This is a genomic window from Rhizobium sp. RSm-3 (genome assembly GCF_001854685.1).
Classification (GTDB): domain Bacteria; phylum Pseudomonadota; class Alphaproteobacteria; order Rhizobiales; family Rhizobiaceae; genus Rhizobium; species Rhizobium ecuadorense.
Genome location: NZ_MAWZ01000030.1, coordinates 1 through 12,891 on the forward strand (window position 1 = coordinate 1; position 12,891 = coordinate 12,891).

The 12,891-nt window shown below is 55.4% G+C and carries 10 protein-coding genes and 1 pseudogene; 7 read left to right on the top strand and 4 right to left on the bottom strand.

From position 1 onward, the window contains the following. Positions 1-315: 315 nt before the first annotated feature. From BBJ66_RS22265 to BBJ66_RS22275, 3 genes and pseudogenes are all read right to left on the bottom strand, one after another. Positions 316-801 carry a NifX-associated nitrogen fixation protein gene (locus BBJ66_RS22265; RefSeq protein WP_004677039.1) on the bottom strand — a complete coding sequence of 162 codons (486 nt, stop codon included), beginning with the start codon at positions 799-801 and terminating at the stop codon, positions 316-318. Between the two features lie 1,679 nt (positions 802-2,480). After that, positions 2,481-3,592, bottom strand: a pseudogene (gene nolL / locus BBJ66_RS22270) (nodulation factor fucose acetyltransferase NolL). Positions 3,593-4,464: 872 nt separating this feature from the next. Further along, positions 4,465-5,238 carry an aquaporin gene (locus BBJ66_RS22275; RefSeq protein WP_004677031.1) on the bottom strand — a complete coding sequence of 258 codons (774 nt, stop codon included), beginning with the start codon at positions 5,236-5,238 and terminating at the stop codon, positions 4,465-4,467. A gap of 900 nt (positions 5,239-6,138) precedes the next feature. Here BBJ66_RS22275 and BBJ66_RS22280 point away from each other — a divergent pair. From BBJ66_RS22280 to prs, 7 genes are all read left to right on the top strand, one after another. Next, positions 6,139-6,594 (top strand): phasin, encoded by a 456-nt coding sequence (locus BBJ66_RS22280; RefSeq protein ID WP_041684036.1) that lies wholly within the window; start codon positions 6,139-6,141, stop codon positions 6,592-6,594. A 286-nt stretch (positions 6,595-6,880) separates the two neighbouring features. After that, a complete protein-coding gene (locus tag BBJ66_RS22285) occupies positions 6,881-7,435 on the top strand; it encodes an adenine phosphoribosyltransferase (protein ID WP_004672710.1) in 555 nt (184 codons plus the stop codon). A 31-nt stretch (positions 7,436-7,466) separates the two neighbouring features. Next, positions 7,467-8,735: a radical SAM/SPASM domain-containing protein gene (locus BBJ66_RS22290; protein WP_004672712.1), complete on the top strand. Its 1,269-nt coding sequence runs from the start codon at positions 7,467-7,469 to the stop codon at positions 8,733-8,735. An 80-nt stretch (positions 8,736-8,815) separates the two neighbouring features. Next, positions 8,816-9,310, top strand: a complete 495-nt coding sequence (locus tag BBJ66_RS22295; RefSeq protein ID WP_004672713.1) for a hypothetical protein — start codon at positions 8,816-8,818, stop codon at positions 9,308-9,310. A gap of 5 nt (positions 9,311-9,315) precedes the next feature. Further along, entirely contained in the window at positions 9,316-9,645 is a 330-nt protein-coding gene (locus BBJ66_RS22300) for a hypothetical protein (RefSeq protein ID WP_004672714.1), read from the top strand. A gap of 29 nt (positions 9,646-9,674) precedes the next feature. Further along, entirely contained in the window at positions 9,675-10,790 is a 1,116-nt protein-coding gene (locus BBJ66_RS22305; RefSeq protein WP_004672715.1) for a nucleotidyltransferase family protein, read from the top strand. A gap of 2 nt (positions 10,791-10,792) precedes the next feature. Continuing rightward, positions 10,793-11,734 carry a ribose-phosphate diphosphokinase gene (gene prs / locus BBJ66_RS22310; RefSeq protein ID WP_011053499.1) on the top strand — a complete coding sequence of 314 codons (942 nt, stop codon included), beginning with the start codon at positions 10,793-10,795 and terminating at the stop codon, positions 11,732-11,734. A gap of 6 nt (positions 11,735-11,740) precedes the next feature. On the opposite strand, the gene BBJ66_RS35680 is transcribed toward prs, so the two are convergent. Continuing rightward, positions 11,741-12,832, bottom strand: a complete 1,092-nt coding sequence (locus BBJ66_RS35680) for a zinc-dependent alcohol dehydrogenase (RefSeq protein ID WP_309506636.1) — start codon at positions 12,830-12,832, stop codon at positions 11,741-11,743. Between the last annotated feature and the right edge of the window lie 59 nt (positions 12,833-12,891).

Consider the following 12,891-nt stretch of genomic DNA (forward strand, 5'->3'; position numbering starts at 1 on the left):
AAGACCGCCGAGGCTCTAATCGCCGCCGGATGAAAATTCAGTGGCAGGTCATTTGAAGGCCAACCACCTACCTTCCTGCCGAACACTGGCAGACCAGAAAACAAGGGGCGCAGCCAATACACGTCGCTTGATCAGTGCTTGTGAGATACGCCGGAGCCAAAGAGGAGCCGTAGTGAGTAGTGAACGCACTGTCATGCAGGTTCCTCCATGTCGCCCCCCCCCCGCGCCAAGAACGCTAGGGCACACCCCCGGATTGCTTGATTGCTGGGCAGATTAGCGAAGAATTCCGCCCTATATGAGCCGTTTCAACCGCACTTAAACGCGCGCTACATCTGAATAGGTCTTAATTGTTGTTAAGCCATTATCGACCAGGCCAGTTCCCGCCTCGGCGAGCTTTTGGAGGTTGTCGAAGCCAAATCGATGTACGTCGCGGAGCGTCTTCGAGAGTACTACGAGCCGCCCCGCCGTGAGTAATATCCGACCGAATCCCTCATGGTTCACAGTCAACACCGGTGACGCCATCAGTCCGGACTGCTCCTCTATAGCAAGTGCTACGGCGGCATAGAAGATCTCAAGCCGCCACTGCACCTCTAGGTCAGGTCCCCCGATGAGAGGAATCGCCCTACGCTGCTGCCTCGTCACGATGAAATCACAGAGCAAATCGGTGTCCGATTTCTCTTGCCACAATTCAAAGGTGTCTTGAGCACGCATCAGACGCAAGAGGCACTTAATGAAAGGCGTGGCGAGAGCATCTTTCTCATCTAATCGAGCATTGTTGGGGACAGGGGTGACGTTTGACATCAGTTAAAATCCTCCTGAGTGTTGGATGCGGTTTGACTAAGGGCCACACCCGCTTCCGGTAACACCATCCCTTAAAATGGTGCGGCAGATGGGACCTGTGGCGACGCAACTTGGCCCGGACGAATGACATGGCCCCTCGAAACGGGGCGGCCGCAACAACAACGGCAAGCGGCGGGCAACGCTGGCGGGCTTGACGAAAAGCGCTTCACAAGCGAGATTCCCGTCGCGATAGTCCAGTGGCGGTAGGTTTCGCCGCGAACTCCACCCTCAACCAACCTATTCGCCGCCAGGTGTAAAACCGTGTCTCGGGCTTTCGAATTGAGGATCAGGCGGGGGGTGGAATCAGCTTTTCGAGGTCGACAAGGACAGTGAGAGTATCTTGAGAGGCCGTGTACTTGCCGATACCCCCTTTTCCGTGCGAACTGATGCAGACCTGCCATGTATTTTCCCTTCAAGGTTCAAATCGACTTCGACCGGACGCCACACGTTCCACCAGGCGATTGCCCGCCGCGTAGTTCTGGGAGTTCAAGACTCATGCCAGTCTCCTCCGCTGAGGTTCGGAACACGGCATCTGTATTGTTTCCAGCTTCTTAGCTAGCCCATGAAGAATTGATCGAGGACAACGTTGTCGTGAACCGGACAAGACGCGGTGGGGATCGAAGAAATGGCATCCCGGTGCAGCGGCGGAACCTATTCTCCGGCCACGTCAGCAACAAATGACACCCGCCGAAGCCGCTCCGCTCTCAATTCGCGGATTGGGCGCAATGTCCGGCCGCTTGCCGAGGTGCAGCCGGTCGATCTTCTTTGCTTGGCGATCACAGCGCCTCCCAGTGATGGACTCCGAGACCCGCATGCATCACTGGCTGGAGCTCCCTTCCTCGACAGTTAGCGCCGTCATTTGGGGGAATGCCGCGGGCAAATGGAATGCAGGCATAGGCCCCCGCGACGCCGGCGACAGCTCAACAACGCTCTGAATTTCCACAGTGAACGGCTGTTAGACGTAGCCGGCAAAGGGGAAGCTCACGAAGATCAGATGGCCCTTCAGGGCCGGGTCCTGGTCCGATGCCCACCGGATCGACCGGCCGCAAGGTTTTAGGACCGTTTCAACAACCAGCCCCTGGGCGCCTCGGCGGCGTGTATCTTAAGTTGCCGGCGTGCGTCGGCCGCGTTCACTCTCTATCCGCACCAGAACACGGCACCCGGGGGATCATGCTGCCGGCACGACCTAGCTGGCCGGTACCGTCGGCGCCGGCAAGAGGATGACTGTGGCAGCGGCCGTCATGGAGCAGTGCTGCCTCGGTGTGACCGCTGAGGCGATACTCGCTGTTTCCGGTCATTGCTTAGCACAGGCCGGAAAAGCGTTTCTGGTACCTTAGCGAACGCTCGCGATTTTAGCAGGGACAACGGGACCTGGCGGCAAGCGGACCCCAAACAAGTGCGAAGCAAACCGAATCTTTGGCAACCTCAAAGAGGGTGGAGTCGATACCCTGGGGGTCAAGCGCCCGCGTCGTCGCGGAGCATTGGGCGCGGAGGGGTTTGCGGATTCTCGATACGTGATTGGCACATCAGTCGGACCTCAGCCGATCTTCGTGCAAAAGGATCCTTTAAAAATGGGCCCCTTAACGCGTGCCTTGGCATGCTTGCTTGCTGACGAAGTTTAGGTTGAGAATTGAACACCGCTAGTTATTCGCAGGATTGCTCGGCAAACGAACGAGGCGGGGTGGCGTTCCAAGCATGAGCTGGGACAGATAGGGAATGTCGCGCACGCTCCAGCGAACTGCTAGTGCTACGGCAATGATCATCGTCCCGAGAATTCCCGCCGCGCCAGACCTCATTGTGGGAGCCCATTGTTCTCCGTAATGTATCAAATCCATGAGACGGAATACCGTAGCCTGCACCAGGTACAACACGAGCGTGCTCTGCCCCACTTCCACGGCGATAAAGCGAACCACCCGGTTCGAGCGTCCAATTTCCAGGATTGAAGCAGAATCTCGATCATCACTGCAGAGGCCACTGTCGAGCCAAAAAACATCAGAAGGATATCTTTTGCCGACTGCAGATCCTGGATTAAGGCGAGATTGTTGTAGACATAGGTGTCCTCGCGCCACGCCATGAAGCACAAGCTAGCCGCGATAGAGGCGGACATCATCAGGAGTGGCTTATGATACCGCATTATGCTCGTCCACCAATCTCTCGACTGCGCAAATGAAAATCCCATGCAGAAAAAGGGATAGGTGTACTTTATGAGAGGGAATATAGAAAACGTCACGGGGGCAACTGCGACCAGTATGGATGAGACAAGCAAAGAGCGTGCCGACCCGGAGTTGAAGATCGAAATAAGTTTGACCAAAAGAAAAGAAGCAAACGCAGCCCAGATGAACCAGTATGTGCCGACGAAATCGTGCATGAATTGCAACAGGTTGCCAGGTGCGTCCGGCGGCCGGGGAAACATGAGCAATTTGACTGCCTCCAAAAGGGTGAACCAGAACAGCGTCGGCACCAGGAGCTGCAGCGCGCGATCACCGATGGCTTGCCTGAACGATTTGCCTAGTAGCCCTGATCTAGAGAGATATCCGCTTATCGCCATAAAGAGAGGCATGTGAAACATGTAGATCGATTTGAAGCATGCCGAATCCCAGAAGCCATCACCCTCGTAAAAGATATATTGTATCAGGTGACCGAAAATCACCAAGACAATGAGTATTCCTTTGGCGAAGTCTAAAGCTAGATCGCGATCGTCGGCCTCTGGCGCCTCAGGCACTGTCTTTCCACCTACAATTCTTGCTCGCATTCTCAACATCTCACGATGCCTACGGGAGCCTTTGAAAGCGGCATTTTCCAACCTCTCGTTCATCATGCAGGCTAATCCAGCTTCCGATCAGCGCTCCGACTTCGGCATGCTGAACGACGGCCAACGGTCATACAATTTGCCTGGGTTCCAAGTTCACAGGGCGACCGTGGCGACTTAGGCCCAGTAGCCGTTTTCGGCGTGTCCATTGGCTGTTTTTCGCCGCAACGTACGCCCCGCCTAAACTCGCTGCCGCGCAACTGCTTGGGCTGCCACGTCGTCGAAATCTTCTAACGGACATTTGCGCGTATGCAAGTAGCGCTGCTTGACTCTGCACTCGGCTATTGTTGCGATTGCATATGATTCTCCATGCCAAACTTGCGCGACACCGTATCAAAAGAACATATTGCCGATTCAATGGCTCCTAGCCGCTGTGGGTATCGTCTATCACCTACCGGCGCTTGGGTGTGGATCGGCACCCCAGCGCAACCCCCAGACGCTGGAGATTTGCTCCATTAGATCCGCCGCCCAACGTGTCCTATATGGCAGCCTCACCATTGTAAAATTCATGCTCCTAATGACACGCATCTGCGGTATGGATGAGTATCGCGGACCCTTGACAACCTTGAGCGGAAGGTCGGTGAGTATCGCGATACACGAGGCTTTGGCCGCGATCGCCGCCGTTTTGGATCGCCGCCAATGATAGCTGGACGTTGGGCTGCCATTGTCGATCCGTATGCGACGTTTGTCGATACGTCAGAGACGACCGTGGTCCCAATCCGTAGGAAGATCGCAGTAAGCGTCAAGATATGCGGGATGCAACGGCCAGTGTCTGGGGATGCGCTCCCCTGTCAAGGTCGAGACCCCCTCCTCGATCAGTGGCTTTCCCTTTTTGGGATACCTCTCCTTCGGTGGCGAAAGAATGAAACCGGGCTGGATATGTCGCTGGTCATTTCGCGCGATTCAAATTGGCGCAGACTTTGCGGCTCGCTTGACGCGACGATCCCCCTGAGCTGAAGAAGGCCGGCCGCAATAGCGCCGAGCATTGGCGCACATATATAAAGCCAGAGTTGAGAGAGTGCCGCCCCTCCTGCGAAAAGTGCTGGGCCGATCGATCGTGCTGGATTCACAGAAGAACCCGAAACGGTGATACCGCCAAGGTGGATCGCAACTAAGGCAAGTCCAATCGCCAATCGTGCAACAGCGCCGCGTCCAGCCGTGCATTTGAGGAATACAGTTACGAACAGGAACGTGGCGATAAACTCGAATAGGAACGCAGCTCTCCATCCGTAGACTACCCAGCCGGTTTGGGCGAAACCTTCTAGGGTGATATCGTAACCGCCGACCTTGTTCATAGCGATAAGGTAGAGCGTGCCTGCCGCCGCGATAGCTCCTGCACATTGGGCGGAGACATACGCGAGAAAGTCCCACACTCTCAATCGGCGCGACACGAGGAAACCCAGGCTGACCGCCGGATTGAGATGCGCGCCCGAGACTGGGCCAATCGTGTAGGCCATTGCAACCACGGTCGTCCCGAAGGCTAAAGCGACACCCAACAGGCCCACCTCTTGACGCATATAAAGCAATGTGCCGCAGCCGAGGAAGACAAGTGTGAAGGTCCCGAAGAATTCGCAAACATACTTTTTCATTTTTCACTCCATTGATTAGACCCCACGTACTTTTCGGTGTCATCCTCGTGCCGCCAAGCGTTCCGCATGCACCGAACCAATCATCGTGTCAGGTCCCGAAAACCTCCGTAGTTGACTTCAATTGCGTCCTTGTCCGACGAGATCGGCATCAGAGCCTATGGTCAACCAGCGTCACCGATCACCAGCAAACGTCGTACCAAATGAAATATGTTGCGCATCACAGCGATCGCTCTGATGACGTTCGGTCTTATGTTCGAAAGTGCCGTGAACAGGATAGGCAGGCGAACCGTACCGAGACGTATGGACCCGAGCTGGGCTACGAACAAATCGCCAAGCAGCCCATCCTCAAATTATCGAAACAACGACCCTCTTCATGGCTCCAAGCGGAAGGTGGTGCAAAGCAGGAACCAGGACAAGGGTTGATAAGACCGCCAGGGACGTTCACGAGAAGTCGAGTAACGCCCCTTAGCCACGAACAGGCACATGATCCTTGGCGCGATTTGAAGTCCGCGTGAATTCCCTTGTCCCCAGCGCAACCGTCGACATTTTTCGCAAATGTCGGGCATTCGCCACTTTTGTCAGATTTGTCGTGACTGGAACGTTTTGTTCGCCGGTCTCTCCGCCAAATACACATCAACCTGCCCTCAACCCGCCCATCGATAAACGAAAATCATCTTCTTGGCGCGTCGGAGCAGTTGGCATGGTGTTTGCTGATCCCTGGTTACAAGCGGCAGAAAGCAGTCTGCATGATGCCGGTTCATGAAACGAACGGAACGGAGGCCACCTGACCGTTCGTCATCGGATCCGCGTTCTACCAAAGCGGCCATGCATAGTCCGCCGGCGGAAGGGGTCAATCCCGATGTCACAGCTTGCAACCAACTCAAAGAGAAGGAAAATGCAATGACCAAGATTTCCGAAAGATCATTTGAAACGATCGAAAACCCGGGGTCATCGCCGCTCAAGGTGCCAGATCAGTTCGGCGCATCCGTTGAAAAGGGGAACAAGCAGGTGACAGAGGCTCTTTTGAAATTTGCGTCCGGCGCTGAAGCGACACAGAAAATGCTGCCTCCGATCCTCGAAACGACAAGTCTATTCGGCAACGAATTGTGGTGGAAGACGATCGCTGCACTGCAAGCCGACGCCGAGGCCGGCTTCTCACATTTGCAAGCTTTGCTGGGCGCGAATTCGCCGTCGCAGATCCTCGAACAGCAGTCGGCCTTTTTCCGCAAGCGGGTTGAGACAAGTTTGCAGCACGCCAAGGAAGTCCGGGAGCTCTCAAGCAGGGCGGTGGAGGAAATCTCAAAGCCGGTCAAGGATGCTTTTGACAAGGTCCTGACGAACCCCAAAGCGACGTAAAGTTGACTCGGCACTAAGATCAGGGCTGGACGAATCATGATCGGAGCCGCTTTCGAGGAGACAACATTATGCGGCCGACTGATGTTTCATCTGTTCGCGGCGCTGGCGAATTCCGGCGTGATCTGGTCAGAGAGCGGACCCGTGCCGGCCCGGAGGAACGTGGTAGGCGCGGCGGCGGCCGCCGCTGATAAGCTTGCCAGGGCCTCATCTGGTGGCTGGCCACAAAGTGCGCGAGGCCATCGCACCTTACGAGGCTCTTAGATGGTTACATGTGGGGGATAGTAAAATGATTGTAGCTGTTCCAAATAGCGGGGCGTCACGGATTAACCAATCCGGTGTAGAAGCATTACGAGAATTTCCTAACTTTCCGATAGGCGGGATCTTGTTCAAGGATATAGCGCCTATGCTGGCTGGTAGAGGTGCATTGGGCGAAGTCGTTTCTACCGTCGCAAGCCAAGTGTCGGGAACAGAAATCGATGCCATTTTGGCGGTTGATGCGCGTGGTTTCATCTTGGGCGCCTCATTGGCTGATAGGCTCGGTTGCGGTTTCATCATGGTAAGGAAACCCGGTAAACTGCCGGGGGACGTCCTCTCATTTGAATACAGCTGTGAATACTGCTCCGGAACCCTGGAGGTAACTGCCGGCCTCATCGGTGACGGCCTGCGATGCCTGATTGCTGATGACCTTCTAGCGACGGGTGGCACTGCTCGGGCGACTGGGAATTTTGTCAAGTCCCAAGGCGGAGAGATCGCCGGATACGCATTCATACTCGAAATCGAAGTTTTGAAAGGCAGGCGTCAATTGGACGACGCACCAGTGATCAGTGCGATGACGTGCTAGCGCAGCAACATAGACGTAAGGAGGCAAGCGCATGAATACCCCTGATTGGCTTTCGACACCGCAGGACGTGCATGTAGCCAGTCAGACGCTACAGGCCCTCGTCACAAGTGAACTTTCGAAACGAGTCGTCTCGGAAAACGAAATTAAAACGATCTATCTGTTTCTAACCCGCAAGTGCAATTTGGGATGCCACCACTGTTATATCGCAGGCGTCGGGCCCAAGGCCAAGGGCATTGATTTCAACCTGGAGGCGATCCAAGGACTGATCGAGCAAGCACTACCCAATGGGCTGCGCAAGGTTAAGGTTTCCGGGGGTGAACCGATGGTTCACAAGGAATTCATGGCAGTCATGGAATATCTCGCATCCTGTGGGCTGAAGGAGCTGGTTTTCGAGACGAATGGAACCCTCTTTGACGAGTTCACGATCGAGCAGCTAAGTAGGCTCCCCAATTTGACGGTCTTCATCAGCCTCGACCATTTCGACCCAGAGGCGCACGACGCTTTCAGAGCAAAATCGGGTGCGTTCGCCAAGACTGCGATTGTCCTGCAGCGGCTTGGAAAAACTGACATCTCTACGGTGGTAACGACGACTGCCTATCGCAACAACTATGACAAGGTGATTTCGATTATAGATTTGGTGCTCGGCTGGGGCATCAAGAAGCATCGGACGCTGCTCAACATACATCCGATGGGCAACGCGCGCAGCCATGAGGACAATGCGATAAGCTTGGAGGAATGCAAGCTACTGATAGGCGATCTTTTGAAATCTCCCCATTTTGAGAGTGGCGCTGCATACATGACTCTGCCGCCGGCTCTGATGCCTCTCAAGTATCTGAACGGCGTGCATACTTGCGGTTGGGGCGACAACGTACTGGGCATACTGTCGAACGGACAAGTTTCGATGTGCAGTGCCTCCTACGATGATCCGGAAATGATCGCCGGCAATGCCTTCGAAATGCCCTTGATGGAAATCTGGCGCAACAGCCCGTTCTTCCATGAGCTACGCGAGGTGGTGAGTGGCGAGGTTAAGGGCGTCTGCGGCAACTGCGTGTTTTATCCAGTCTGTCGCGGCGTCTGCAAGATGAGTAGCTGGTCGCACTATGGTGAAAAGGACGCGCCCTATCCGCTGTGCCAGGAACTTTACAATAACGGAGGTTTTCCGGAGTACGCCCTGGTGGACCCGACGAAAGATTCCACCTACCGCCGCGGAGTTATAGCGAAAGAGCGTCGGCCCGCCGCCGAAGCTCCTGTCTATAACTTCTCGGAGGAAATCGCGGCTGCTGCGCAACACACTCACTAACGCAGGAGGCGCGACGTAATAATTGCTGTGTCGACGACGTAATTTAACCAGGTCAACAAAAATAACGTGGAGGATTGAGGATGAGCAGAGCTTTCCGAGGTGCGGCGGGTGTGGCGCACACACTTGCGAACAACGCGATACGATCCGGCAACAAAGCAGCCGCCCAGCAAGCCCAGGTGATTTCTCGTCTCGCGGAAGGACTCGCCCGGCTGCAGGCGGGTTTGGATGACCAAGCTCAGCAATTGACGGCTGGCCTTGTAAAATTAGAGCAATCGCTAAAGGTGTCACGCAGATCGCAACGGTCGAAATCCGGCTCACTCGCTGCTAACGGCGAACTACAAGACTACTACGTTGATATAACCGCCTCGAAGAAATTTGGCAAAGCCAATTGGCCGCGCGCCGCCGATTCAGGTCTTGTAGGACGCCGCATTGGGCGAGGACCGGTTAGGATGACTGGTTCCGACACACAATCGGCAAAGGCGGTTACCGCCGCATTCGCCAAACTTCTCTCGGCTCAGGCACAATTGCTGCAGATACGCAGTGAAGTGGAAGACCTCAAGAAGGTTCAGAGGTAGCGGCAATGGCTAGTTCCCGACTGTTTGGCTACGCCGTTGACGAAGAGGATGGCAAGCTGGTAATCGTGATTGACGGATTGCTTGCCGAAAGTTGCATCCGGCAAATTCGGGACAGCGCCCAGACGGGCCGCGGTGGTGAACTCTTGTCGCGATTGCTGCCGGTAAGTTCGGTTTACAAGCTTATGTCTGGACAAGAGGAACGCGCTGAAGAAACGCTCAGCCTTGAACAGTTGCTTGGACAAAACGTCGACCAGAGTTTCGCTTCCTTCGAACAACAGTTCGCCGACCTGAGGCAGACACTAGCCGAATTCGGCAGCCCGGAAAGTTCGAAATAAATCACGCAGCCGTATCAGGAGTCTCCGCGATGCTTCGGTTGTCACCAGAAGACTCTATTTTGCTGATCACCTGCCGGGCCTACCTACGACCCGAGGATGAAGAGCGTTTGGTTCGTCTCTGCAAGGAGCCTGTCAACTGGCCCTATGTGGTATGGCGCGCCGAGCATAATCGGACGGTGCCGCTGCTTGAGAATCACTTGCGCCGCCTCGATTTGTTGACACTATTGCCTACTGAGGCGGCGCATTACGTTCAGTGCTGGACTGTCATGTCAAAGGTCAGGTCCGCACTCGAATTTCGCAATCTGCCAGAAATCATGGATGCGCTGGATCGGGCCGGCATCGCCTGGTTCCTGGTGAAGGGACCAGATCTCGCGCTTCTCCACTATCCCGATCCACTCCTACGGCCGATGACCGATCTCGACATCATGGTCAAGCCCGCTGACGCGCAGCGCGTGCAGCGGCTCATGTTCGATCTCGGCTACCGGCACGGTATTTTCGACCCTTCAAATGGCAACTGGCATCCGGAACGAAAGGAACTCGATGACGAAACCTTCCGCGAAAGCTATTCCTTGCCGGTGTTTGTAAGGATAGAATCCGTTGAATCTCCGTTCCCTGGTCCCGCGGTGCCACGCCAGCTGCGCTACCGCCACGTAAAGGGATACATCGATTCCGCGAAGAAGCTGCACATGCCCATCTTCATTGATATGCATGTAAATCTCTCCGTCGGCATCGATGTCGAAGACATATGGTCAGGCGTGCGTCTTGCAAACGGTCTAGGCCGCATATTGCAGGTCCAATCCGCGACTGGCGCCGTCTGGTTCCTTTCGGCCAGGCTTTATCACGAGGCCTTCCTTTATAATTCGCTTCGACTATTGATGTTCGGCGATCTTCATGCGGTTCTACACAAAGAAATGGCGAATATTAGCTGGGCGGAGGTCGCTGCGATAGGTTACAAATACGAGATGAGGCCGGCGTTATATTTCGTCCTGACGCAGATGAAGCGCATCTGTGGGATAGACATACCGTCCGAGTTCCTAGAGCTCATTCGACCTGATCAAACCGAGGTACCACTTCAACATGATTGGGGCGACGTGTTGCCCAAACTGCTGTCTATTCCCACAGTTAACGATCTTGAGCTGGCGTAAATATGGCGCCCGAGTCACCATATCGTACAGATCCTGCGGCGAACGACCTTCGTATCGCAGCAACCGAAACCTCTGCAAAGTTTGCGTCAACAGTCCATCGGGCCCTCACGCGGTCAGGAATAACGATCCTAAACACGCAGGTGTTCAGCAATGGCCAGATGGCTGTCACTCCGCGCGACGGCGGGCTTGGCGGAAATGTGGTGGTCGTGCAAACATTTCCTGACAGCGTTCATGATCGTCTTTTCGAGTTGTTCCTAGCGCTTGGTGCCGTGCGGGCGCGGGGTCCCCGCACGATTACCGCTGTTCTTCCCTACCTCCCATATTCGCGTTCGGATCGCCCTGCCTTCGACGGCGGACCTGTACCGGTGCGAATCCTTGCGGGGATTATCGAAACGCTCGGTATAGATCGGCTGATAACTTTCGAACTCCATGTTCCTCAGCTGTGCGCCGCATTTGCCTGTCCTGTCGTCAATCTTCAGTTCGCTCCCGCCCTAGTTCGCCATCTCGGTTCTGCGGCCGTCGATGGCGACATGGTCGTTTCACCGGACTTCGGCGGAGCGAAGCGAGCTGAGCACTTGGCGGCCCTGCTCGGCTGCCCATTCGCTGTCATGCGCAAGCACCGCAGAGACGATGATGACTTTCGGGAGAGCGTCGAGATTCTGGGGGACGTTGCTGGCCGGACGATCATCCTGATTGACGACGAAATCAACAGTGGTCAGACGGCTTTTTCAGCCGCCGCACATCTCAAAGCGGCAGGCGCTCGCAAGATAACCCTTGCCGCAGCCCATGCCATATTCACGCCGTCGCTGAACGAAAACTGGGGACGGTCTCAGATCGACCGCATCGTTGTGACCGACAGCGTCGGACGTACCGACAATTTCCCCGACAGTGTCGAAGTAGTCTCGATCGGCAACGAAATTGCAGGCGCGCTGCAGGCACGCTGAGAAGCATTACCTGAAATCTAGCATCACGCGATTAACACGTGGATCGAGCGCCTGCTCGAATGCCTCTTGGGCGTTTGACGAGGGCCAAAGATTGACCTGCAGCACGTCGAAGCGTGCGGCGTGTTCAACGATGGTTCGAATGGCATTTCTCACGTCGTCCGCGCTTTGGGCTATGGTGCCGATCAGTTCAATTTCCCGGTAATGCAGAAAGTTAGCGCCTACCGATAACAAATCGGACGTCGGAATCGATTGGTAGAGTACAATCCTGGCACCGCGTGACGCCGCAGCTATGGCCCCCTGAATGCCTCTGACACCGAAGCGCGTGCAAAAGATGCAGTCGAAGCCCCAGCCATCCGTTAATTTCTCGACGAGTTTCGGATCAGACAGAGAATGAACTGACCCCGTTGCATGGGCGCCGGTCGACATCACAGGCCCATGCGTTGCCACGTCGTCATCGAAAAGGTAAACGTCGCATCCTTTGGTTGTCAGAAGTATCGAATGGAGAAGGCCCATCGTGCCTCCGCCGATGACGGCCACAGTGTCTCCAGCCTTTGCACGCGCCCTATTTATGCCGCGTGCCACGCAGGCGACAGGTTCAACTAACGCGGCACGCTCGGGAGCCAAAAAGGAAGGTACGGAAAAAACCTGATAGGCGGGTACGCCCACAAAATTGGCCAATCCCCCCGGCCCCTGCGGCACCCCTCCTCTCGCTTTAGGATTTAAATATGCACAGTGGTTGTCCAGTCCGAGGCGGCAGGCACGACATTGGCCGCATCTGCGCATTAAAAGCACCGCAACGCGGTCTCCTACGCGCAGGCCATCCGGTACATCGTCCGGCAGAGACACGATCGTGCCTGACAACTCGTGCCCGCCCCAATAGGGGTAAGTCGGCTTGGCGCCCCGATAAACGCGTTGCTCCGGTGTGCAGAGTCCACACAACTCTATCCGCACACCGACTTCGGACGATACGGCGAGTGGAACCGACAATGTCCATTCTTCAACCTTGCGGGGGCAAGTAATTACGAGTCCACGAACCTCCATACGAGACCTCTCGCTCCCCGACACACCGACTATCCTAATATGTACACTTACTTGCATCCAGAATCTAGCCAACAACCACAGGCGGCAGTCAGAAAGCTGATGAAATCACGTGCCTT

Bases quoted from the DNA above. Each gene is read 5' to 3' on its own strand.
- BBJ66_RS22305 (WP_004672715.1), top strand. From the start codon at position 9,675: ATGCTTCGGTTGTCACCAGAAGACTCTATTTTGCTGATCACCTGCCGG.
- BBJ66_RS22290 (WP_004672712.1), top strand. From the start codon at position 7,467: ATGAATACCCCTGATTGGCTTTCGACACCGCAGGACGTGCATGTAGCC.
- BBJ66_RS22295 (WP_004672713.1), top strand. From the start codon at position 8,816: ATGAGCAGAGCTTTCCGAGGTGCGGCGGGTGTGGCGCACACACTTGCG.
- BBJ66_RS35680 (WP_309506636.1), bottom strand. From the start codon at position 12,832: ATGCAAGTAAGTGTACATATTAGGATAGTCGGTGTGTCGGGGAGCGAG.
- BBJ66_RS22265 (WP_004677039.1), bottom strand. From the start codon at position 801: ATGTCAAACGTCACCCCTGTCCCCAACAATGCTCGATTAGATGAGAAA.
- BBJ66_RS22280 (WP_041684036.1), top strand. From the start codon at position 6,139: ATGACCAAGATTTCCGAAAGATCATTTGAAACGATCGAAAACCCGGGG.
- BBJ66_RS22285 (WP_004672710.1), top strand. From the start codon at position 6,881: ATGATTGTAGCTGTTCCAAATAGCGGGGCGTCACGGATTAACCAATCC.
- BBJ66_RS22300 (WP_004672714.1), top strand. From the start codon at position 9,316: ATGGCTAGTTCCCGACTGTTTGGCTACGCCGTTGACGAAGAGGATGGC.
- BBJ66_RS22275 (WP_004677031.1), bottom strand. From the start codon at position 5,238: ATGAAAAAGTATGTTTGCGAATTCTTCGGGACCTTCACACTTGTCTTC.
- prs (WP_011053499.1), top strand. From the start codon at position 10,793: ATGGCGCCCGAGTCACCATATCGTACAGATCCTGCGGCGAACGACCTT.